This window comes from Pseudomonas sp. RA_35y_Pfl2_P32 (assembly GCF_963970735.1).
Lineage (GTDB): Bacteria > Pseudomonadota > Gammaproteobacteria > Pseudomonadales > Pseudomonadaceae > Aquipseudomonas.
The window spans coordinates 59,347-79,364 of record NZ_CAXAQF010000020.1 but is presented as its reverse complement, the minus strand read 5'-3'; the positions used below and the strand labels follow the sequence as shown (position 1 = coordinate 79,364).

At 58.3% G+C, this 20,018-nt stretch carries 25 protein-coding genes; 11 read left to right on the top strand and 14 right to left on the bottom strand.

Features of this window, described 5'->3' with window-relative positions; all coding sequences use genetic code 11:
• The first annotated feature begins 10 nt into the window (after window positions 1-10).
• Window positions 11-214 (top strand): twin transmembrane helix small protein, encoded by a 204-nt coding sequence (locus AACY45_RS20325; protein WP_339547119.1) that lies wholly within the window; start codon window positions 11-13, stop codon window positions 212-214.
• Window positions 215-220: 6 nt separating this feature from the next.
• Here AACY45_RS20325 and AACY45_RS20320 read toward each other — a convergent pair whose 3' ends face one another.
• The 4 genes from AACY45_RS20320 to coxB all read right to left on the bottom strand — a co-directional run bounded on the left by AACY45_RS20320 (window position 221) and on the right by coxB (window position 4,538).
• A complete protein-coding gene (locus tag AACY45_RS20320; protein ID WP_339547118.1) occupies window positions 221-1,108 on the bottom strand; it encodes a cytochrome c oxidase subunit 3 in 888 nt (295 codons plus the stop codon).
• A 33-nt stretch (window positions 1,109-1,141) separates the two neighbouring features.
• Window positions 1,142-1,699: a cytochrome c oxidase assembly protein gene (locus AACY45_RS20315; protein ID WP_166588937.1), complete on the bottom strand. Its 558-nt coding sequence runs from the start codon at window positions 1,697-1,699 to the stop codon at window positions 1,142-1,144.
• A 36-nt stretch (window positions 1,700-1,735) separates the two neighbouring features.
• The gene (ctaD, locus tag AACY45_RS20310; protein WP_339547117.1) at window positions 1,736-3,328 is read right to left on the bottom strand and encodes a cytochrome c oxidase subunit I; all 1,593 of its coding nucleotides are present in this window, start codon (window positions 3,326-3,328) and stop codon (window positions 1,736-1,738) included.
• Between the two features lie 82 nt (window positions 3,329-3,410).
• Entirely contained in the window at window positions 3,411-4,538 is a 1,128-nt protein-coding gene (gene coxB / locus AACY45_RS20305; protein ID WP_339547116.1) for a cytochrome c oxidase subunit II, read from the bottom strand.
• 372 nt (window positions 4,539-4,910) lie between these two features.
• On the opposite strand from coxB, the gene AACY45_RS20300 reads away from it, so the two are divergent.
• Window positions 4,911-5,561, top strand: a complete 651-nt coding sequence (locus AACY45_RS20300) for a hypothetical protein (protein ID WP_339547115.1) — start codon at window positions 4,911-4,913, stop codon at window positions 5,559-5,561.
• Window positions 5,562-5,767: 206 nt separating this feature from the next.
• Here the strand turns inward: AACY45_RS20300 and AACY45_RS20295 are convergent, their stop codons facing one another.
• Window positions 5,768-6,499, bottom strand: coding sequence for a carbonic anhydrase (locus AACY45_RS20295; protein ID WP_159992975.1), 732 nt, complete (start codon window positions 6,497-6,499; stop codon window positions 5,768-5,770).
• Between the two features lie 367 nt (window positions 6,500-6,866).
• Between AACY45_RS20295 and AACY45_RS20290 the strand changes: the two genes are divergently transcribed.
• Window positions 6,867-7,433 (top strand): hypothetical protein, encoded by a 567-nt coding sequence (locus AACY45_RS20290; RefSeq protein WP_339547114.1) that lies wholly within the window; start codon window positions 6,867-6,869, stop codon window positions 7,431-7,433.
• A 293-nt stretch (window positions 7,434-7,726) separates the two neighbouring features.
• Here AACY45_RS20290 and AACY45_RS20285 read toward each other — a convergent pair whose 3' ends face one another.
• A complete protein-coding gene (locus AACY45_RS20285) occupies window positions 7,727-8,785 on the bottom strand; it encodes a PA0069 family radical SAM protein (RefSeq protein WP_339547113.1) in 1,059 nt (352 codons plus the stop codon).
• 235 nt (window positions 8,786-9,020) lie between these two features.
• On the opposite strand from AACY45_RS20285, the gene AACY45_RS20280 reads away from it, so the two are divergent.
• Window positions 9,021-9,323, top strand: coding sequence for a hypothetical protein (locus tag AACY45_RS20280; RefSeq protein WP_339547166.1), 303 nt, complete (start codon window positions 9,021-9,023; stop codon window positions 9,321-9,323).
• A 50-nt stretch (window positions 9,324-9,373) separates the two neighbouring features.
• The gene (locus AACY45_RS20275; protein WP_339547112.1) at window positions 9,374-9,889 is read left to right on the top strand and encodes a hypothetical protein; all 516 of its coding nucleotides are present in this window, start codon (window positions 9,374-9,376) and stop codon (window positions 9,887-9,889) included.
• Window positions 9,890-10,178: 289 nt separating this feature from the next.
• Here the strand turns inward: AACY45_RS20275 and AACY45_RS20265 are convergent, their stop codons facing one another.
• Window positions 10,179-10,466 (bottom strand): YheV family putative zinc ribbon protein, encoded by a 288-nt coding sequence (locus AACY45_RS20265; protein ID WP_339547111.1) that lies wholly within the window; start codon window positions 10,464-10,466, stop codon window positions 10,179-10,181.
• Entirely contained in the window at window positions 10,463-12,541 is a 2,079-nt protein-coding gene (prlC, locus tag AACY45_RS20260; RefSeq protein ID WP_339547110.1) for an oligopeptidase A, read from the bottom strand. The genes AACY45_RS20265 and prlC overlap by 4 nt, the downstream gene beginning before the upstream one ends.
• Window positions 12,542-12,603: 62 nt before the next feature.
• On the opposite strand from prlC, the gene AACY45_RS20255 reads away from it, so the two are divergent.
• Together AACY45_RS20255 and AACY45_RS20250 are read left to right on the top strand one after the other, a co-directional pair.
• Window positions 12,604-13,149 carry a gamma carbonic anhydrase family protein gene (locus AACY45_RS20255; RefSeq protein WP_339547109.1) on the top strand — a complete coding sequence of 182 codons (546 nt, stop codon included), beginning with the start codon at window positions 12,604-12,606 and terminating at the stop codon, window positions 13,147-13,149.
• Between the two features lie 19 nt (window positions 13,150-13,168).
• Window positions 13,169-13,822 (top strand): HAD family hydrolase, encoded by a 654-nt coding sequence (locus AACY45_RS20250; protein WP_339547108.1) that lies wholly within the window; start codon window positions 13,169-13,171, stop codon window positions 13,820-13,822.
• Window positions 13,823-13,843: 21 nt separating this feature from the next.
• Here the strand turns inward: AACY45_RS20250 and AACY45_RS20245 are convergent, their stop codons facing one another.
• Window positions 13,844-14,917: an aminopeptidase gene (locus tag AACY45_RS20245; RefSeq protein WP_339547107.1), complete on the bottom strand. Its 1,074-nt coding sequence runs from the start codon at window positions 14,915-14,917 to the stop codon at window positions 13,844-13,846.
• Window positions 14,918-14,976: 59 nt separating this feature from the next.
• Between AACY45_RS20245 and AACY45_RS20240 the strand changes: the two genes are divergently transcribed.
• Together AACY45_RS20240 and AACY45_RS20235 are read left to right on the top strand one after the other, a co-directional pair.
• Window positions 14,977-15,393: a PA0061/PA0062 family lipoprotein gene (locus AACY45_RS20240; protein ID WP_339547106.1), complete on the top strand. Its 417-nt coding sequence runs from the start codon at window positions 14,977-14,979 to the stop codon at window positions 15,391-15,393.
• Between the two features lie 40 nt (window positions 15,394-15,433).
• Window positions 15,434-15,856: a PA0061/PA0062 family lipoprotein gene (locus tag AACY45_RS20235; protein ID WP_095165109.1), complete on the top strand. Its 423-nt coding sequence runs from the start codon at window positions 15,434-15,436 to the stop codon at window positions 15,854-15,856.
• 6 nt (window positions 15,857-15,862) lie between these two features.
• Here AACY45_RS20235 and AACY45_RS20230 read toward each other — a convergent pair whose 3' ends face one another.
• The gene (locus AACY45_RS20230) at window positions 15,863-16,096 is read right to left on the bottom strand and encodes a DUF1161 domain-containing protein (protein WP_339547105.1); all 234 of its coding nucleotides are present in this window, start codon (window positions 16,094-16,096) and stop codon (window positions 15,863-15,865) included.
• Window positions 16,097-16,280: 184 nt separating this feature from the next.
• Window positions 16,281-16,712, bottom strand: coding sequence for an OsmC family protein (locus AACY45_RS20225; RefSeq protein WP_339547104.1), 432 nt, complete (start codon window positions 16,710-16,712; stop codon window positions 16,281-16,283).
• Between the two features lie 241 nt (window positions 16,713-16,953).
• On the opposite strand from AACY45_RS20225, the gene AACY45_RS20220 reads away from it, so the two are divergent.
• Window positions 16,954-17,955, top strand: a complete 1,002-nt coding sequence (locus tag AACY45_RS20220; RefSeq protein ID WP_339547103.1) for an LLM class flavin-dependent oxidoreductase — start codon at window positions 16,954-16,956, stop codon at window positions 17,953-17,955.
• A gap of 69 nt (window positions 17,956-18,024) precedes the next feature.
• On the opposite strand, the gene AACY45_RS20215 is transcribed toward AACY45_RS20220, so the two are convergent.
• Window positions 18,025-18,246 (bottom strand): DUF1161 domain-containing protein, encoded by a 222-nt coding sequence (locus AACY45_RS20215; protein ID WP_095165105.1) that lies wholly within the window; start codon window positions 18,244-18,246, stop codon window positions 18,025-18,027.
• 130 nt (window positions 18,247-18,376) lie between these two features.
• On the bottom strand, window positions 18,377-18,592 hold the full coding sequence (locus AACY45_RS20210) for a dodecin (protein ID WP_029290270.1): 216 nt from the start codon (window positions 18,590-18,592) through the stop codon (window positions 18,377-18,379).
• 153 nt (window positions 18,593-18,745) lie between these two features.
• Between AACY45_RS20210 and AACY45_RS20205 the strand changes: the two genes are divergently transcribed.
• Window positions 18,746-19,072, top strand: coding sequence for a DUF883 family protein (locus AACY45_RS20205; protein ID WP_339547102.1), 327 nt, complete (start codon window positions 18,746-18,748; stop codon window positions 19,070-19,072).
• Here the strand turns inward: AACY45_RS20205 and AACY45_RS20200 are convergent.
• Window positions 19,069-19,962 carry a LysR family transcriptional regulator gene (locus tag AACY45_RS20200; RefSeq protein WP_339547101.1) on the bottom strand — a complete coding sequence of 298 codons (894 nt, stop codon included), beginning with the start codon at window positions 19,960-19,962 and terminating at the stop codon, window positions 19,069-19,071. The genes AACY45_RS20205 and AACY45_RS20200 overlap by 4 nt on opposite strands.
• Between the last annotated feature and the right edge of the window lie 56 nt (window positions 19,963-20,018).

Below are 20,018 nucleotides of genomic sequence, written 5' to 3'. Positions count from 1 at the left end.
GAGTCCCACCATGCTCAAAGCAGCCATCGTCCTGATGCTGATTGCCACGGTCTTCAGCCTGTTCAGCGGCCTGTTTTTTCTGGTCAAGGACGACAGCAGCTCACATCGCCTGGTCATCGCCTTGAGCGTTCGTGTCGGTCTGGCCGCCATCACCGTCGGCCTGATCGCCTGGGGCTTCTTCAGTGGCCAACTGGTTTCTCACGCCCCCTGGTAGCGCGCCTCAGAGTACGTAGACAAAAACAAACAGGCCGATCCAGACCACGTCCACGAAGTGCCAGTACCAGCTCGCGGCCTCGAAGCCGAACTGGTGCTCGGCATCGAAATGCCCGCGCAACACCCGCATCAGCATCACGAACAGAATCAGAGTGCCGATGGTCACGTGGGCGCCGTGGAAGCCGGTGAGCATGAAGAAGGTTGCGCCGTAGATCCCCGAGCCCAGGGTCAGGCCCAGTTCTTGGTAGGCGTGGATGTATTCCTCGGCCTGGAAGCCGAGAAAGGCGCAGCCCAGCAGTACGGTCAGCGCCAGCCAGATTTTCAGCGCCCCGCGATGGCCTTTTTTCAGGGCATGGTGGGCGATGGTCACAGTGACACTGGAGCTGACCAGAATCACCGTGTTGAGCAACGGCAGGCCCCAGGGGCTGATGACGTCCTTGGGTGGCGGGAACAGCTTGGAGTCCGGGTTTTCCAGCAATGGCCAGACGAACTGGAAGTTCGGCCAGAGCATGTGGGCCAGGCCCTTTTCCCCTTCACCGCCCAGCGCCGGCCCCGAGATGTGCCGCACGTAGAACAGCGCACCGAAAAACGCGATGAAGAACATCACCTCGGAGAAGATGAACCAGCTCATGCCCCAGCGGAACGAGCGATCCAGCTGGGCGCTGTACAGCCCCGCGCGACTTTCCTTGATCACCGCACCAAACCAGCCAAACAGCATGTAGGCCAGCAGCAACCCCCCGACGAAAAAGATCAGCGGGCCGTGGGATTCCGGGCGTGCCGCCTTCAGATCGTTGAACCAAGTGGCCAGGCCAAACACCGTGACGAACATGCCGATGGTGGCGATGATCGGCCATTTGCTTTGGGCGGGAACGTAATAATGCTCATGAGTTGCCATTTATTGTTCTCCTTATCGGGCACGCTTGAACGTCTAGCCACCGGTCTTTTGTGCAACAGCCACGGGTGGATGACGCGCGGTGATATCGAACAGCGTGTAAGCCAGCGTCAGGTGCTTCACATCCTTGGGCATATCGCGATCAACGATGAAACGTACCGGCATCTCGATCTGCTGACCGGGCTGCAGCACTTGCTGGGTAAAGCAGAAACATTCGGTCTTGTGGAAATACATTGCCGCAGCACTGGGTGAAATGCTCGGCACCGCCTGGGCGCTCATCGGGTGGCTGCTGGGGTTGCGGGCGATGAAAATCATCTCGTTGACCGCACCGGGGTGGACCACGATGTCATCGGACTTGGGATAAAACTCCCAGACCATGTCGATCGCATTGGTGGACAGGAACTGCACCCGCACCTGGCGCGACTCGTCCACCTGCTGCTCACCGGAATACTGCCCGCCGGTCTTGCCATTGATTCCCAGCGCCTTGCACATCACGTCATAGATCGGCACCAGGGCAAACCCGAAGACAAACATCGCCACCACCACCAGCAATAAACGGGTCACCAGTTTTTTCGTGGAAATCGAATCAGCCATGATTCAAAACCTCCCCCGAGAACCCTGCCGCGGCGTTCATTTCACTTCCGGCGGAGTGGTGAAGGTGTGATACGGCGCGGGTGAAGGAATGCTCCACTCCAGGCCTTCCGCGCCATCCCACGGTTTGGCCGGTGCTGGCTCGCCGCCGCGGATGGTCTTGATCACGATGAACAGGAAGAAGATCTGCGTCGCGCCAAACATGAAGGCGCCAATCGAAGACACCATGTTGAAATCGGCAAACTGCAAGTTGTAGTCCGGGATGCGGCGTGGCATGCCCGCCAGCCCGACGAAGTGCATCGGGAAAAACGCCATGTTCATGCCGATGAAGGACAACCAGAAATGCAGCTTGCCCAGGGTCTCGTCATACATGTGCCCGGTCCACTTGGGCATCCAGTAGTAGGCGGACGCGAAGATGCCGAAGATCGCCCCCGGCACCAGCACGTAGTGGAAGTGCGCCACCACGAAGTAGGTGTCCTGGTACTGGAAGTCCGCCGGCGCGATGGCCAGCATCAACCCGGAGAAACCGCCAATCGAGAACAGGATCACGAACGCCACGGCAAACAGCATGGGGGTCTCGAACGTCAGCGAGCCCTGCCACATGGTACTGGCCCAGTTGAACACCTTGACCCCGGTGGGCACCGCGATCAGCAGGGTGGCGTACATGAAGAACAGCTCGCCCACCAGCGGGATGCCCACCACGAACATGTGGTGCGCCCAGACGATGAACGACAGGAAGGCGATGCTCGCCGTCGCGTAGACCATTGAGGTGTAGCCAAACAGCGGTTTGCGCGAGAAGGTCGGGATGATCGAGCTGACGGCACCGAAGGCCGGCAGGATCATGATGTACACCTCAGGGTGACCAAAGAACCAGAACACATGCTGGAACAGCACCGGGTCACCGCCACCGGCGGCACTGAAGAAGCTGGTGCCGAAGTGGATGTCCATCAGCATCATGGTCACGCAACCGGCCAGCACCGGCATCACCGCGATCAACAGGAAGGCGGTGATCAGCCAGGTCCAGACGAACAACGGCATTTTCATCAGGGTCATGCCGGGGGCGCGCAGGTTGAGGATGGTGGCGACCACGTTGATCGCCCCCATGATCGAACTGATACCCATCAGGTGAATGGCGAAGATGAAAAAGGTCACGCTTTCCGGGGCGTAGGTCGTGGACAGCGGTGCGTAGAAGGTCCAGCCGAAGTTCGGTCCGCCACCGGGCATGAACAAGGTCGAGACCAGCATCAGGAACGCTGCCGGCAGCAGCCAGAAACTGAAGTTGTTCATCCGCGGCAGGGCCATGTCCGGCGCGCCGATCATCAGCGGGATCATCCAGTTGGCCAGGCCGACAAACGCCGGCATCACCGCGCCGAAGACCATGACCAGGCCGTGCATGGTGGTCATCTGGTTGAAGAACGCCGGCTCGACGATCTGCAGTCCGGGCTGGAACAGCTCGGCACGGATCACCATGGCAAACGAACCGCCGAGCAGGAACATCATGAAGCTGAACCACAGGTACAGCGTGCCGATGTCCTTGTGGTTGGTGGTCAGCACCCAGCGCATCAGGCCCTTGGCGGGACCATGGGCGTGGTCATGGCCGGCATGACCATGGTCATCGATCACTGCACTCATGTCCTGACTCCTGTAGACGGATGGACTGGGCAGCTCGAGGCATCACGCCCCAAGCGCTCACGGGAACACGCAATCGACCGGGTCATTTGCTTTCCTCCTGCTTGAGGGCCAGCACATCTTTTGGCGTGACCATGTCGCCTTTGTTGTTGCCCCAGGCGTTGCGCTCGTAGGTCACCACGGCGGCGATATCGACTTCCGACAGCTGTTTACCGAACGCCGCCATGGAGGTGCCCGGCTTGCCGTGGAAGACAATACCCAAGTGCTCCGCTATGGGGCCGGTGGCGATTTTCGAACCCTTGAGCGCCGGGAACATCGGCGGCAGGCCCTGGCCTTCGGCCTGGTGACAAGCCACGCAGGTGGTGTGATAGACCTTGTCGCCACGTTCCTTGAGTTCCTCCAGCGTCCATTCCTTGCTGGTCAGTTCCTTGAGCTTGGCCGCTTCGGCCTTGCGCTCGGCGAGCCAGGTGTCGTAATCAGCCTGGCTTTTGACATCGACCACGATCGGCATGAAGCCGTGGTCCTTGCCGCACAGTTCGGCACACTGGCCACGGTAGATCCCGGGCTTGTCGACCCGGGTCCAAGCCTCATTGACGAAACCGGGAATCGCATCGCGCTTGACCGCAAAGGCCGGTACCCACCAGGAGTGAATGACATCGGCGGAGGTCACCAGAAAGCGCACCTTGGCGCCGATTGGCAGCACCAATGGCTGATCGACCTCCAGCAGGTAGTGTTCGCCCTTGGTGCTCTGGTTGCGGATCTGCTCTTGCGGGGTGGCCAGGTTGCTGAAGAACTCGACGTCCTGGCCCAGGTATTTGTAGTGCCACTTCCATTGATAGCCGGTGACCTGGATATCGATATCCGGCTCACTGCTGTCGTACATCTTGATCAGGGTGGCGGTCGCCGGCACGGCCATGGCGACGAGGATGATGAAGGGCACCACGGTCCAGAGGATCTCGACCGTCGTACTTTCATGGAATTTGGCGGCCTCCTGCCCAGTGGAGCGCCGATGCATGATCATCGACCAGAACATCGCCCCAAAGACGATGATGCCGATCACTACACAGATCCAGAAGATGGTCATGTGCAGGTCGAAGACTGCGTGACTGATTTCAGTAGCCCCAGGCGCCATATTCACAGTCCAGGCGGCTTGCGCCTGGCTGAAAATCGACCACAACAGGAGGCCCATCCAGACTTGTGGATGTCGCATCATTGCGGGTTCCCCTTATCGTTCTTGTTATCCCGCCGGCTTTCACCTGCGTCCAAGGGAGCGGCTGCCTAGACTACGAACTTAAACCGCCAAGCCTTGCTGCACATGCAGTCGGGCGTCATCAGCTAACTTCATACAGAACCGAGTATAGACAGCGAGTGGGACCTCGCAACGCGATGGCGTAAATCATCTGAAACACCTGGGGCTTGCGCCGCAGGCCGCGGATGGAGAAGGATGTGACTAGGTGATGGCAAATCGATATAACTTAGATGCATCAAAGGTGAAACAATTATGACAAATACGTCTTAACGGTTTTCATAAGCAAGCTAACTTATGTCTTCCCCTATTTCCTTGCCTTCGTTTCCTGGAGTTTTCATGAACACCGCCGCATTGCGCGAGCAGATTCAACGTGCCCAATTACATGAGTCCGAAACCGGTCAGCTGACCCGTCAGCTGGAAGTCCAATTGCCCCACCTGCATGCCGCTATCCAATTGCCGGACGTCGACGCCAAGGGCGTGATGACCCGTTTTGTTATCGCCTACATCGACCAGGTTCCAGACCTGCTCGACGCAGCCAACGAAGTCGCGCGCGAAGCCGGGATCGAGTCGCAGATCAAGCCGGTATTGAAGATTGCCGAGCAGTTCTTCCTCCAGCCCCCGGCAATCATGAACGGCCACGTAGGCCTGGACAGCTTGCTGGATGAAGCCTACCTGGCCCATCGCCTGGTAGAAGAAGTGAACGACCTCTACATCAAACATTTCGGCCAGCCACTGATCCCCTTGGACATGACTGTCGCCAACCTGATTGCCCACCAACTGATCGGCGAAGACTTCGCCAATCAACTGGATGAGGCGGTTCATCACGCCGTTGACGAAATGCTCAACGAAGACAGCTTCGCCCTGGAGTCCGTCGAAGCCTATCGGGAAAAACTCAACAGCCCGGACACCGGTGCCGCCTGGAAACGCTGGCCGTGCCTGTCGCGCCAGTTGGGTGTAGGCCTGGAGCTGGATCAACCAGCCGCCTGACCCCCTCCAACACTTGTGGGAGCAGACTTGCTTGCTCCCACAAGGATTTTGACCGGCTGAACCTCAGCCAGAAACATCGCCCTGCAAGTCAGCTGCTTCCTTGCCTGAAGCGCTTTCAGTCGCCCCCTCCATGAGCCTTACCCGGATTGATTCGGTGTGGCGAAGCCTGGACGTTTTTTCAGCCGCCCCGACCAGTCACGCAAGATCTAGAAGCGCGCCTTGGGCGTCGCCATGGGGATCGGAAGGCTACCGTCCAAAGGCAGGAAGCAACCCTTGTCCGCGTCATAGGCTTTTATTTCACTGGATTCGATGCTGTAGACCCAACCATGGATGAACAACTGACCGTTGGCCATGCGCGAAGCCACGGAGGGGTGAGTACGCAAATGCTGCAGCTGGGCGATCACGTTTTCTTCGGTCAGTACCTGCATGCTTTCGTGTTCGGTGGCGCACTGACAGTTGTCCTGGACCATGCTTTTCGCGACTTCCGCATGGACTAGCCAGGCTTTGACCGTGGGCATTTTTTCCAGGCTCTGCGGGTTGAGGACCGCCCGCATGGCGCCGCAATCGGAGTGCCCGCAAATGATGATGTGCTGAACACCCAGCGCCAGCACGGCATATTCGATGGCCGTAGAAACACCGCCATTCATTTGCCCGTAAGGCGGGACGACGTTGCCCACATTACGCGTGACGAACAGGTCGCCTGGCGCGCTTTGCGTGATGAGTTCAGGGACGATTCGCGAATCGGCACACGCGATAAACATTGCCCGTGGCCGCTGGGCCGTAGCAAGCTTCTTGAAGAGTTCTTCCTGTTGCGGGAAGACCTCATGATGAAAATGCAGAAAGCCGTCAACAATGTGCTGCAGCGCTGCATCGGCGCTTTCGGCCTCTGGAAGGGCTGAAGCCGATGCAGCCAACGGTGGCTTGTCTTTGTCACTCATCACTCATCCTCGTTGGCACATTAGGGGGGGTGCCCCAGAGTTTACATCACTCAGGTGCAATGCAAACGACGGTGGCGTCACCCACAAAGAACAAGCCAGACACCGCAATAACCCTCGGACTTAATTGAGACTGAACAAAGGCAATTGAGCAGCATATGCGACAGTTCAATACTTGTGGCACGAACAATCGCTACGAATACATTAACAGCAACACCTAATCCTGACAGGGCAGCGAACAACTTTTATGCCAGGCTCAAGAAACAAAGAGAAAGGCTTTAAGCCTACTTTATTCTGAAATTCTCATTAATCTAACCAGCAAGTGCACCAGCACTTGAAAACTAAAAATACCTTCAAAGGAATGAACCCAATGACTGCTTTTGTCGCAACCATGAACGAACTTCGCGCCCACCACAAATCCGTGTTGGCGGGTGGCAAACAACAACCCGCTCGTAGTTTCTCCATGCCCAACGCTACCCAACTAGATGACGTTTCCCCAGATGAAACAATCGCACTGGAAGAACTGAAATCGACAGCAAAAATGCTGGCTACCACCCAGAATCAGAGCGTAGAGCTCAGCATTACCAACGATGCCCAAAACCTGAGCAATGCTGCGGGTGATGCCAGTGCCATTGCGACATTCAAACAGCAAATGAATGAAAGACGCATCTACGAAAAAGAGCAATCCGAAAAAAATATTGACCGAATTTTCGATAAGGCCATTGAAATCGGCGAGCGTCACCCGAACGCACAAAAAGCAATAATGTCCACAACGGATATGATTTTCAGCCTGTTCCGAATCATGTCGGAAAAACTCAATGCCTTCATTACAAAAGTTGTAGCCGAAACTATCACGTGGGTTAAAAACGCCTTCGCCGATATCAAGTCAACTTTCAGTAATATCAGCGGCTGGATTCAAGGCTGGTTTACCAGTTAATTAATTACGCTAGTAACTCTGAGCACCCGACGTCCCCGTACTGTAATCCAAGACCAAGGACAGACTTGGCGAGTTACGGTCAACCTGGGACGTCGGCACATTGCCTGTTTACCCGAAGCCTACGCAACGAGCGGTTGGTTGAAACGCATCCAGGCAGTTCTGATCACCGCCACTATTGAAAGTTAACTCAATCGTAATCAACCACCTCGCAACAAGCGCGCCAAACCAAAAAACCGACAATAACGTACTATTACGAATAGTACGTACCACACCAAAACAGACCTGTTCAGCATCTACAACAACGACATCTGAGCACCTGGAGGACAAAAAGCCGTGCAATCCAGGTTGAACCCCTCCCGCTGATTCAGCCCCAGGCGCTTCATTGCCTTGGCAAACCGTTGTGCCAGCAAGTCAGCGAACGGCCCCTCACCGCGCATTCGCGCGCCAAAGCGACTGTCGTACAACTCACCGCCACGACTCTGGCGGATCAGGCTCAGCACATGCGCAGCTCGTTGCGGGTAATGCGCCGCCAGCCATTCCTCGAAGAGCGGTGCGACTTCCAGCGGCAGACGCAACATCATGTAGGCCGCACTCTGGGCACCAGCCGCCTGGGCGGCCGCCAGCAGACTCTCCAGCTCGCTATCGTTGATCATCGGAATCATTGGCGAACACAGCACGCCCACCGGAATACCGGCCTCACGCATCACCCTGATGGCCCGCAATCGCGCCTTGGGTGCCGCCGTACGCGGCTCAAGAATGCGCTTGAGCTCGTCGTCCAGGCTGGTCAGGCTGATCATCACCGCCACCAGCCGCTGCTCAGCCAATTCGGTCAATAAATCCAGATCGCGAAGGATCAGCGACCCTTTGGTGATGATCGTCACCGGATGTCGATAGCGTAGTAGCACCTGGAGAATTTGCCGGGTAATTCGGTGTTCGCGCTCGATCGGCTGATAAGGGTCGGTATTGGAGCCCAAGTTGATCGGCGCACACTGATAGCCGCGCCTGGACAGTTGCTGCTCAAGCACATCGGCGGCGTTAGTTTTGGCAATCAGCCTGGTCTCGAAATCCAGGCCGGGAGACAGATCCCAATACGCATGGCTGGGCCGCGCGTAGCAGTAGATGCAACCGTGCTCACAGCCCCGGTAGGGGTTTATCGAGCGGTCGAAGGGCAAGTCCGGCGAACTGTTGCGGGTGATGATGGATTTCGCTGTTTCGATACGCACTTGCGTACCCTGGGTCAGCGGCACCTCCTGATACCACCCGTCGTCTTGCGCCACCGAGCGGCTTGGCGCAAAGCGGTTATGCGGATTAGCGCCAGTACCGCGCCCGCGAGGCGGCAGGGAATTGATCATCGCGACACCCTCTATCTGTATATCCATACAGTACAACAAGGTCACGCACCCAACCAGTACCGTTCAGCCTCCCGATGCAGTGTGCTGCACGGTATTGTTTTCAGATTAATGTTTTAAATAGTCCACTAAATGTAAAACCATGAAACATTTACTCAGTGGCTAAATCATAACTTCCGTACTTAATATCACTCCCGCAAGTAAAAACCCCATGGATAATAAACAAAAGGACTTAAACATGTCTTTCTTTAATCAACGCGGCGCCTTTTTGCAACTCATGCCGCCTGGCCCCTCGGAACCCAATACACTGGTATCCATACAACTTTCCCGCAAGAAAACCGAATGGGATGCCGAGAACGAAGTCGAGATAGATACCTTGGTTGACTCTGTTTTTGTAACGGCTACATCTGCCGATAATGGAAACACCTTTACTATCAACAGACTCCGGAAAGATGTGGATGGTGATGGCGACATCGATGCCGACGACAAAGCCAAGTTGCAGGCCCTGGCCAAGGCCTACGCCAGCATCGTCAACCCCTGAGTAGCAGGTGCACGCAAGTCATCGCGTGCACCCTTGCACGGAGATCATCCATGTACTTACCCCATACCAACGGCATATTCCTACAAAGAAAAAAAACTGCGAACGACGTCAAAATCATTATAAAGCTGTCAAGAATTGATGCCGACTCTACTGCCACCACGACAAACTTAACCCTGCACATCAACGAGAATGAAAACAGCTTCAAACTCGACTTCGACCCTTGGTCTAACATCAATGTTATCCCTGACGGCAGTATTGATGAAAAAGACACCAAGGCTATTATCGATCTCGCTATTGCCTTCTATCGCCAAACCACTATCGGCCCCCAACTTGCAGTGTTTCTCTCGCCGATCGACAACCCTCCCGGCGTGCTGAGGGTTCGGATCGGATTGCTCGAGCTGGATGAAGGCGAGTTATCCCCCCTCGGTTACTTTTTCACGGCTTCTTCAGTCGATAACGGGGTCAGTTTCAGGATATTCAAAGTGACGCATCATGGCGGTAGCCACCCGAAAGACGATACCGACCTGGAGCCCATGACCAAGGCATTCATCAAGATGAAGGTGTGAGAAAACGACGTTCGCCGGGGGGGTGTTCAACACCTCTTTGACAACCCCCTCACGGACCCTTGACTGGCAGCGGTTCAGGCTCGAGCGCTGCCATCGACGCGTACTACAGATGTCGCCACCCCTCTACCGGAGTGCACGCCCGAATGACGGCGTCCTGCCGTTGCTCGACAAGCTCGAGGTGCGGACGGTCATCACATTCCTGCCAAGAGCTGGTTGACGGTCACTGAGAGCAACCCCGCGTAATGAGGCCTGCAAGCCGGCTCCCGGGAGAGGGGAGCCGGCCACGCGGTCAGGCGTCGTGGGGTTTCTTCTTCAGTTTCGGATTCACAAAAAACTGCACGGTCTGGACCTTGGCGTCCGCGACCTTCACCGGACTGACGTTGACCCGAGTCCCCAACTCCTTGGGAACCGACAATCCCTGCTCATTGAGCGTGTCCGAGTACCCACACGCCACGCATTCGCGGTGCGGTACATCGTCTTCACTCCACATCATCAATTTGTCCGGCTCGCTGCACGCCGGGCACACGGCACCGGCGATAAAGCGTTTCTTGGTTTTGCTCACAGGCCCATCACTCATGCTGCCGCGCCCTCATTCAGGCCGCTGTGGCGCAAGAGTGCGTCAATCGACGGTGCACGTCCGCGGAAGTCGACGAACAGCACCATTGGCTCCTGAGAGCCTCCACGCGCCAGGATCGCCTCACGGAAGGCCCGACCGGTCGCGGCGTTGAGCACACCTTCCTCCTCAAACCTGGAGAACGCGTCGGCCGACAGCACTTCCGCCCATTTGTAGCTGTAGTAACCGGCGGCGTAACCACCGGCAAAGATGTGCGCGAAGCTGTTGGGGAAGCGGTTGTAGGCCGGCGGACGCATGACCGAGACCTCGTCGCGTACGCCCTCGAGCACCTGCAGCACGCTGCGGCCATCGCCGTGGGTAGCATGCAGTTCGAAGTCGAACAGGGAAAATTCCAGCTGACGCACCATCATCAGGCCGGACTGGAAGTTCTTCGCCGCGAGCATTTTCTGCAGCAGGTCCTGGGGCAGTGGCTCGCCGGTTTCATAGTGACCGGAAATCAGCGCCAGGCCTTCCGGCTCCCAGCACCAGTTTTCCATGAACTGGCTCGGCAACTCGACCGCATCCCAGGCCACGCCATTAATCCCGGATACGCCCGCATGCTCGACACGGGTCAGCAGGTGATGCAGGCCGTGACCAAACTCGTGGAACAGGGTGGTGACTTCGTCATGGGTCAATAGCGCAGGCTTGCCACTGTCGGCCGGAGTGAAGTTGCACACCAGGTTGGCCACCGGGCTTTGCAGCACGCCCTCGGCGGTGCGACGGCGGTCTCGGGCACCGTCCATCCAGGCGCCACCACGCTTGTTGGCGCGCGCATACAGGTCGAAGAAGAAGCGGCCGACGTGCTCGCCGTTTTCCTTGATTTCGAACAGGCGAACGTCCGGATGCCAGGTGTCGAACCCCGTCTGCTCGGCGATCTCGATGCCGTACAGGCGCTGGACGATGGCGAACAGACCGCTCAGCACTTTATCGATCGGGAAGTATGCGCGCAGCGCCTCTTGAGCGACGCTGTAACGCTGCTCACGGAGTTTTTCCCCGTAGAAACCGCTGTCCCAGCTTTGCAGGTCGGCACAGCCCTGTTCGGCCGCGTAGGCCTTCAACTGTTCCAGGTCCTGGGCGGCGAATGGCTTGCTGCGCTTGGCCAGGTCCCGCAGGAAACTCAGGACCTGATCGCTGGACTCAGCCATTTTGGTCGCCAGGCTCAGTTCCGAGAAACTGCTGTAGCCCAACAGCCTGGCCAGTTCCTGACGCAGGTCGAGGATCTCTTCCATCACCGGCCCGTTATCGTTCTGACCGACATTCGGGCCCTGGTCCGACGCACGAGTGCAGTAGGCCGCGTAGACCTCTTCGCGCAGTGCACGATCATGGGCATAGGTCATTACTGCGAAGTAGCTCGGAAACTCCAGGCTGATCAACCAGCCATCCAGCTCCTTGGCTTGAGCCGCAGCGGCCATTTGCGCCTTGGCCGAGTCCGTCAGGCCGGCGAGGGCGGCTTCATCGGTGATGTGCTTGGTCCAGGCCTGGGTGGCGTCGAGCAACTGGTTGGAAAAGCGGCTGCCCAGTTCGGACAGCTTGCTCTGCACCTCGGCATAACGCTTTTGCTCAGCCTCCGGCAGGTCGATACCCGACAGACGGAAGTCACGCAGGGAATGTTCGAGAATGGTTTTTTGCGCCACATCGAAACCGGCCGCTTGCGGGCTGTTGGCCAGGGCTTCGAAGGCCTGGAACAGTTCACGGTTCTGGCCCAGCTCGGTGGAGTAGGCGCTCAACGCTGGCAGGCAGGACTCGTAAGCTTCACGCAACTCGGCGCTGTTGCACACCGCGTTAAGGTGGCTGACCGGACTCCAGGCGGCGCCCAGGCGGTCGTTGAGCTCATCCATTGCCAGCACCAGGCCGGCCCAGGTCGGTTCAGTGCCCTGGGTCTTGAGGAGGTCGGCAATGGCGAGGCGGTTGTCCGCGAGGATCTGTTCGATGGCCGGTTGTACATGCTCGGCGCGGATCGCCGAGAACGGCGGCAGGTCGTAGGACTGCAAAAGAGGGTTGTTCACGCTCACGGTTGGCACCTTGGCTGGAAGAAACATGGCCCCATCTTAATTACAATCGACGCCAACCGCAGCTATCAGCAACAGAGAGAGAGCCTATCGTGTCCCTTCGCAAGTATCAGAACCACACCCCCGTGCTCAACCCTGGCGCGTTTGTCGACGGTTCGGCAGTGGTGATTGGCGACGTCGAAATAGGCGCCGACAGCTCCGTCTGGCCGCTGACCGTGATCCGCGGCGACATGCACCGCATCCGCATTGGCCAGCGCACCAGCGTGCAGGACGGCTGCGTGCTGCACATCACCCACGCCGGGCCATTCAACCCAGACGGTTTCCCGTTGCTGATCGGCGATGACGTGACCGTTGCCCACAAGGTCATGCTGCACGGCTGCACCGTCGGCAACCGGATTCTGATCGGCATGGGCAGCATTGTAATGGACGGTGCGGTGGTCGAAGACGAGGTGATCATCGGCGCGGGGAGCCTGGTGCCGCCCGGTAAACGTCTGGCCAGCGGCTTCCTGTATGTAGGCAGCCCGGTAAAGCAGGCCCGGCCGTTGACTGACAAGGAGCGAGCATTCTTTACCTACAGCGCGGCCAACTACGTCAAGCTCAAAGACCTGCATCTGGCCGAAGGCTACGACCAGCTCTGACTCTCATTCAGGAATTTTCATGCATTACCAAAGCGTTTTATTCGACCTTGATGGCACCCTGACTGACCCGCGCGAAGGGATCACCCTCTCCATCCAGTATGCCTTGGGCAAACTGGGGATCGATGAGCCGGACCTCGGCAAACTGGAGCACTTCATCGGCCCGCCCTTGCTGCAAGCCTTCATGCAGTTCTACGCCTTCGACGAAACCAGGGCCTGGGACGCGGTGAACTTCTACCGTGAACGCTTCAAGGTCACCGGGCTCTATGAAAACCGAGTGTTCGACGGGGTCACACCGCTGCTGGAAACCTTGCGTGGGCAAGGGCGGCAACTGTACATCGCAACGTCGAAACCCTGGATCTTCGCCCGGGAGATCGCGCGTCACTTCGACTTCGACCGGCACTTCAAGGTGATCTACGGCAGCGAGCTGGACGGCACCCGCACCGACAAGGTCGAACTGATTGCCCACCTGGTGGCCGAGGAGGGACTGGACCCCAGCACCACCCTGATGATCGGCGACCGTAAGCACGACCTGATCGGCGCTCAGCGCAATGGCCTGGATGCCGCGGCGGTGGGCTATGGCTTTGGCAGCCTTGAAGAGCTGAGCGCCGAGCACCCAGCGTACTACTTCGAGACGCTGGCTGAATTGCACCAGGCGTTTTTGCGCAACGAATAAGCTTGCCCGCGATGGCGTCCCTCAACCAGACAACGACCTCAGCGCCGCCTTGCGTTGCTGAGCCGGTAACGCTCCCAACCGTTCGACGGCGGCGTAAAACCTCTGCCAATCCCCTGCCGACTGCTTGAACAGCTCGGCAAACGCCGGCACCCATTGCTCGTACAGACCGAAGGGCAACAGGCGCGCGTTGTTCATGGGGGCGTAAATCCAGGCGTCGTATCGCTTATCGCCGGCCCACTGGCTGTCGCGCAGGTTTTGGTAGTCGCTGCGCAAGTGCTCGAACTCGGCGCTTTTGCGCTGGCGCATCTGTTCCCTCGGCAAGGGCAGGGCGTACAGCGCCTCCAGGCGCGCTCGGCAATCCAGCATCAATTGGGTGAACTGCTCGCGTTGTCGCGCCCGGGCGTCGCTGGCCGGGGGTAAACCGCGTGCTACGCGCCATTGTCGAGTACCTTGCTGCTCAACGAAGGTGGCAAACGATTCGTTGAACTCAGTGTCGTCCTTCAGATAGAACCGCTGATGCGCCAGCTCATGAAAAATCAGGCTGGCCAGGCGCTCGTCGCCCCAGCCCAGCATCGAATTGAGAATCGGGTCATTGAACCAACCCAGGGTCGAATAGGCCTCCACGCCACTGATCGAGACATCCATGCCCTGCAGCCGCTGCAGCGCTGCCTCGCCCCGCGCCGCACCCTGGCGGTAGTACCCGCGGTAGGCCACGCACCCGGCAATCGGAAAGCAATGGTTCTGCGGGCTGAGGGAAAATTCCGCAGTCACGAACACATTCCACACCACATAAGGGCGACCTATGTCGGCGTAGAGGCGATAACTCTGGTTATCCGGCAGGTGCAAGTGCTGGCTGGCGAAGTCGCGGGCCTTTTGCGATTGCTCCAAGTGTGCGCGCAATGTCGCGTCGCTGGCCGGGTCAGCCAGCACCTGGCTGACCGGCTCGCGTGCCCGCAGCAACTGCCACTGACCGCTGGCCAACTGGCTGTAGTAATCGACACTGGCACAACCGTTGAGCAACAAAAACATCACAGTCGGAAACAAAACGCGCAAAACGCGATCAAGTAACCGATGGCTTGGAAGCAGCCTGATCACATCGAATCATCCTTGGGGAGTCTGCTCGCAAGACTATCTCGCCTGACTGGAGCTTCGCTATGCGCGCGTTACTGCTGACTGGAGGCCTGCTGACGCTGGCCGGCTGTGTTGGATTGCCCCAACCCGACCCGGCGCAAGCCTGGATCGACCTCGCCCCTCACCCTGAAGACACCACGCTGCAAGCGCTGGAGGTGGATGACAAAGCCTCTGAGGACAAACGTTACTTCCAGGTCCCGCCCGGCCGCCATGAACTGACCGTGCGTTATCAGTTCACCGTCGATCCAACCAACATCGGCCCAGACGCCGAGCCATTGTGGCGAGATTGCCAGTTGAACGTGAAATTCAACGACTTCAACGCTGGCCAACGGTATCAGTTGCAGGCTGGCAACATTGGCTTTCGTCCCTGGGCCAAACTCTACGACGAACAGCGAAAAGTGGTTGGCCAGGCGCAACCCGCGGGCTGTCAGCGCACCTGATCGGCGCTATGCTGAATGCCTGACCACCCGGAACTGAATCATGCACAGGTATTTGCTGTTCTTCGCCCTCGGCGCATTGTCTGCGTGCGCCGCCAGCCCCCTGCCGGATGTCAATCCGAACATGGCCTGGGTCGACTTCGCCATGCCTACCCCCGGCGGCAAAGTCCTGATGGCCGAGCGCCTGGACAATCAACCACAGCGTGACGGACGTTTTTTCCAGGTCACGCCGGGCAGCCACGAGCTGACTGTGCGTTTTGACTTTGAAGTGTTCGGCGGCGGCATGGGCATGAACACCGACCCGCAGGAGCGGTTGTGCTACATGACCATCCCGTATGAGCATTTCGAAGCGGGCCAGCGTTACCGGCTCGAAGCCCGCTCACTGGCCTTTACCCCCAGCGCCCGGCTATACAACGCCCAACGCCAACTCGTCGCCGAAGAACGTCAGGTCAATTGCGTGCCCTGAAGCGGCTTAGCGGTCATTTTTCTGATAGATGATTTTTTTGGTGCCGCCTTCACAGGTGCCGACCACCATGTTCTGGTCATTCACATCGTCATTACTGACAATTTCCAGCGTATAGGACGATACGTTGTTGGCCTGGATCTTGGCTTCGATCTCGGCCTTGAGTTCTTCGCACGGTTTAGGCGCCGCCAGGGCCGATGTGGCCAGCGCACCGCAGATAACCGCCAAGGCAAAACGTTTCATGGTTGAAGCTCCCTTGAAGCAGCGCGCACGGGTGTGCGCTTGGGCTGCTGTCATTTATTCGACCACAATTTTGCCCTGGGAGTTCTGATGTGTAGGAGTCGCCTTGTTGGCGAATCTGCCAACTCGTGGTGTCAGACAGCTCGCTTTCGCTGGCAAGCCAACTCCTATGTGGGGGAGGGGAGGCTCAACTGACGAGCGTGCCGTCCAGGGTGATTGTCGCGTTCAGCACCTTGGACACTGGGCAACCCTCCTTGGCCTTTTTGCTCAACTCATCAAATTGCTGCGGGCTCGCCCCAGGGATTTTTGCCTTGAGAATCAGGTGCACGGCGGTAATCGCGAACCCACCGTCGACCTGATCCAGGGTCACCTCCGCCTGAGTATCGATGCTGTCGGCCTTGAGGCCGGCGTCACCGAGAATCATCGAAAAGGCCATGGAGAAACAGCCCGCATGCGCTGCGCCGATCAACTCTTCGGGGTTGGTCCCCTTACCACCCTCGAAACGCGCATTGAAGCCGTAGGGTGCCTCCTTGAGTACCCCGGTTTCCGTGGAGATCGAACCGATGCCGGTTTTCAGATCACCTTCCCAATGCGCCGATGCTTTCTTCTTGATGCTCATGTGTGCCTCCTCAAGATCCGGCGCGAAGCATCGCGCCTTGATGGTTTTCGGTTGCTAAGGGTTCTGAGGATAGATGGCCCGACAAAGTTCACCCTGTCAGATAGAACCGCTTATCTGGTAGGCATTTTCAGGTCAGCTATTGAAACTCGGGTATATGCCCACATTGCATAGAACAGGCTTATACATTCGGCAGGTTTTCGTTCGTGAGAAAAGCCTGCACACCCCTTGGAGACGCAGGCTTATGAAACAACTGTCCGATATCAAGTTCTCGACCCTGGACCTGGTGCCCGTGCGGGAGAACGGCAGCCCCGCCCAATCCTTGCGCAACTCCCTGGATCTGGCGCAGCACGTCGAAAGATGGGGTTACAACCGCTTCTGGGTCGCCGAACACCACAACATGGACGGCATCGCCAGTTCCGCCACCTCGGTGTTGCTGGGTTATCTGGCCGGCGGCACGTCGAGCATTCGTGTCGGCTCCGGCGGGGTGATGTTGCCCAACCATGCGCCACTGGTGATTGCCGAACAGTTCGGCACCCTGGAAAGTCTCTATCCGGGCCGAATCGATCTCGGACTGGGCCGCGCCCCGGGGTCCGATCAACTGACCGCACGCGCCCTGCGCCGTGAACGTTCCGGCAGCGCCGATGACTTTCCCGAAGACGTCGCGGAGCTGGTGCGCTACCTCGGCCCCCGGACACCGGACCAACGCATCATCGCCATGCCCGGCACCGGCACCAACGTCCCGGTGTGGCTGTTGGGCTCGAGCCTGTTCAGCGCACAACTGGCGGGCGAACGCGGCTTACCCTACGCCTTTGCCTCGCATTTCGCACCGCGCTATATGCACGAGGCGATTCGCGTCTATCGCAATCACTTCAAGCCATCCGCCGTCCTCGACAAGCCTTATGTGATGCTCGGCGTACCACTGGTCGCGGCCGACACCGATGAGCAGGCCGATTACCTGGCGACGTCGGTCTATCAGCGCATCCTCGCGCTGATGCGCGGGCAAAGCCTGGTTCAGCGCCCACCCGTCAAGAGCATGGACGGCCTGTGGTTGCCCCATGAGAAACAGGCGGTCGGGGATTTCCTCGGGTTGGCCATGGTGGGCAGCCCGGCAAAAATCCGCGGCAAACTGGAGGTCCTGATCGAACAGACCCAGGCCGATGAACTGATCTTCACCTGCGACCTGTACGAACACGCCGATCGCCTGCACTCCTACGAGCTGCTGGCGCAGGTGATGAAAGGCTGAGCGAGCACCCTGCAGGCATAAAAAAGCCGACGCCAGAGCGTCGGCTTTTTCACTTGCAGCCCATTCCAGCTACTTCTTGTAGACGATTTCCTTGGAACCACCTTCACAGGTGCCTACGACCTTGCCGTCAGCCGCAGTGCCCTTGTCGACGATTTCCAACGAATAACCTGACACGCCCTTGGCATCGAGTTTCGCTGCAATTTCCGCCTTCAGTTCTTCACAAGGCTTGCCGGCCGCTAGGGTTGTTCCTGCGATGCTCAGCAAACCAATAGCCAGAATCAACTTCTTCATCGGTCACATTCCCTGGTCGGGTCAAAAGGATTAGCGTTCAGCCCAAGGCATCAGCGCCTGAGGATCAGTAGCGCTTTGCCACTCCCTATGGCAATCGGCCAGCGCACAAGTTCAGAAATCTAGCCCATCTTCAGCTATTGGCAATCCGGAACCCGACCTTGAGCGTCACCTGGAAGTGCGCAGCCTTGCCGTCCTTGATGTGGCCTCGGGTTTCAGTGACCTCAAACCATTCCAGGTGCTTGATGCTTTTGCTGGCCTCAGCCAAGGCATTATTGATGGCGTCCTCGATACTGGTGGGCGAGGAGCCAACCAGCTCGACTTTCTTGTACGTGTGGTGGTCTGTCATGGCGATCTCCTTGGGTGTTCATACAGCCTAGCAGTGATTTTTCGTATTTCTTCTGTAGGCATTTCTGCTGCTAAGGTTCATATTTTCTGCACTTTCGAGAATCGCCGGAGTCGGAACCAACACACGCTACTCAATCAATGCAGGAGAGCCACCATGGCCAACACCTCTTTACGTAAAGCCTCATTGCAAAGCATGGAAGCCGAGATCGAGAGTCTGCTCAAGTCGTTGGAAAGCCTGAAAAGTGATGCCTCGGACGAGTCGCTGAAAACCCTGAAGTCCCTCAAAAGCAACGCCGAGAGCGCGCTGAAACACTCGCGCAGCCTGCTCAGCGATGCCTATGAGGAAGTCAAAGTGAAAACCCGTGAGACCGGGATCGCGACCCGCGATTACGCTCAGGAACACCCTTGGACCACCGCGGGCGTAGCCGTCGGGGCGCTGGGGTTGCTGGCGGCTTACCTGCTGTGCAAACGCGGTGATTAATCTGTCTGGCGCAGTTCGTTTTTAAGCCACTGCGCCAGCTGCCGAGCGCGCCCATCCGCGGCGCGCTTGGGTAACCACAACGCCAGTTGCGCCGGGGTTTGTGAAAAACCCCAAGGCGCAACCAGGCGACCTGCCTTCAAGTCCTCGGCCACCAATGGCTGTGGGGCGATCGCTACACCCAGCCCGGCCACGGCCGCCTCCAGCAAATAATACAAATGCTCGAAACCCTGGCCGAACTTCAAGGCCTGCGGGTCGATTTGATTGTGCTGCGCCCAACTGGGCCAGGCTTGCGGTCGAGAGGTGGTGTGCAACAAGGGTAACCCGAGCAGGGCACTGGACGGCGCCTCACGCAGCGACTCATACCCGGCGAAGCGGGGGCTGAGCACCGGGCCGATTCGCTCGCTGGTCAGCTCGTACACCTGCATATCCGCAGGCCATGGTGGCTCGGCGAACACCAGCAAGGCATCCAGGCCGGGACGTCGCGGGTCCAGGTCACCTTCACCGGCCGACAGGTGCAAGCGCAAATCCGGCAGATCGGCATTCAGGCGCCCCAGGCGAGGAATAAACCAGCGCGCCAGCAAACTTCCGGAGCAGCCTAGGACGAAGGGCGCCTCGGCGTGGCCCTGAGTGAGTTCGCCGCAGACCGTGCGCAGGCGCTCGAATGCCTCAGTGCTGGCGTCGCGCAGGCGTACACCGGCATCTGTGAGTTTCAGGCCGCGCCCATCCTTGACGAACAGACTCACCCCCAAGTGCTCCTCCAGCACTTTCAGCTGACGGCTGACGGCTCCATGGGTAACGTGCAATTGCTCCGCCGCCTGACTGACGCTGTGCAGACGGGCAGTGGCTTCGAAGGCGCGCAGGGCGTTGAGGGGGGGCAGGTCGTGGCTCATGATATCTGTGAGTTTTCCTGACAGGTTGTGGCGATCTTATCGGTTTTCAGTCGGCG

What these genes read in the sequence shown, in the direction of transcription:
- AACY45_RS20280 (WP_339547166.1), top strand. Translation starts at nt 9,021, where the DNA reads ATGTCTTTCTTTAATCAACGCGGCGCCTTTTTGCAACTCATGCCGCCT.
- AACY45_RS20290 (WP_339547114.1), top strand. Translation starts at nt 6,867, where the DNA reads ATGACTGCTTTTGTCGCAACCATGAACGAACTTCGCGCCCACCACAAA.
- AACY45_RS20200 (WP_339547101.1), bottom strand. Translation starts at nt 19,962, where the DNA reads ATGAGCCACGACCTGCCCCCCCTCAACGCCCTGCGCGCCTTCGAAGCC.
- AACY45_RS20240 (WP_339547106.1), top strand. Translation starts at nt 14,977, where the DNA reads ATGCGCGCGTTACTGCTGACTGGAGGCCTGCTGACGCTGGCCGGCTGT.
- AACY45_RS20295 (WP_159992975.1), bottom strand. Translation starts at nt 6,499, where the DNA reads ATGAGTGACAAAGACAAGCCACCGTTGGCTGCATCGGCTTCAGCCCTT.
- AACY45_RS20230 (WP_339547105.1), bottom strand. Translation starts at nt 16,096, where the DNA reads ATGAAACGTTTTGCCTTGGCGGTTATCTGCGGTGCGCTGGCCACATCG.
- AACY45_RS20205 (WP_339547102.1), top strand. Translation starts at nt 18,746, where the DNA reads ATGGCCAACACCTCTTTACGTAAAGCCTCATTGCAAAGCATGGAAGCC.
- AACY45_RS20300 (WP_339547115.1), top strand. Translation starts at nt 4,911, where the DNA reads ATGAACACCGCCGCATTGCGCGAGCAGATTCAACGTGCCCAATTACAT.
- AACY45_RS20215 (WP_095165105.1), bottom strand. Translation starts at nt 18,246, where the DNA reads ATGAAGAAGTTGATTCTGGCTATTGGTTTGCTGAGCATCGCAGGAACA.
- AACY45_RS20235 (WP_095165109.1), top strand. Translation starts at nt 15,434, where the DNA reads ATGCACAGGTATTTGCTGTTCTTCGCCCTCGGCGCATTGTCTGCGTGC.
- AACY45_RS20265 (WP_339547111.1), bottom strand. Translation starts at nt 10,466, where the DNA reads ATGAGTGATGGGCCTGTGAGCAAAACCAAGAAACGCTTTATCGCCGGT.
- AACY45_RS20275 (WP_339547112.1), top strand. Translation starts at nt 9,374, where the DNA reads ATGTACTTACCCCATACCAACGGCATATTCCTACAAAGAAAAAAAACT.
- ctaD (WP_339547117.1), bottom strand. Translation starts at nt 3,328, where the DNA reads ATGAGTGCAGTGATCGATGACCATGGTCATGCCGGCCATGACCACGCC.
- AACY45_RS20250 (WP_339547108.1), top strand. Translation starts at nt 13,169, where the DNA reads ATGCATTACCAAAGCGTTTTATTCGACCTTGATGGCACCCTGACTGAC.
- AACY45_RS20220 (WP_339547103.1), top strand. Translation starts at nt 16,954, where the DNA reads ATGAAACAACTGTCCGATATCAAGTTCTCGACCCTGGACCTGGTGCCC.
- AACY45_RS20225 (WP_339547104.1), bottom strand. Translation starts at nt 16,712, where the DNA reads ATGAGCATCAAGAAGAAAGCATCGGCGCATTGGGAAGGTGATCTGAAA.
- AACY45_RS20325 (WP_339547119.1), top strand. Translation starts at nt 11, where the DNA reads ATGCTCAAAGCAGCCATCGTCCTGATGCTGATTGCCACGGTCTTCAGC.
- AACY45_RS20210 (WP_029290270.1), bottom strand. Translation starts at nt 18,592, where the DNA reads ATGACAGACCACCACACGTACAAGAAAGTCGAGCTGGTTGGCTCCTCG.
- AACY45_RS20285 (WP_339547113.1), bottom strand. Translation starts at nt 8,785, where the DNA reads ATGATCAATTCCCTGCCGCCTCGCGGGCGCGGTACTGGCGCTAATCCG.
- prlC (WP_339547110.1), bottom strand. Translation starts at nt 12,541, where the DNA reads ATGTTTCTTCCAGCCAAGGTGCCAACCGTGAGCGTGAACAACCCTCTT.
- AACY45_RS20320 (WP_339547118.1), bottom strand. Translation starts at nt 1,108, where the DNA reads ATGGCAACTCATGAGCATTATTACGTTCCCGCCCAAAGCAAATGGCCG.
- coxB (WP_339547116.1), bottom strand. Translation starts at nt 4,538, where the DNA reads ATGATGCGACATCCACAAGTCTGGATGGGCCTCCTGTTGTGGTCGATT.
- AACY45_RS20315 (WP_166588937.1), bottom strand. Translation starts at nt 1,699, where the DNA reads ATGGCTGATTCGATTTCCACGAAAAAACTGGTGACCCGTTTATTGCTG.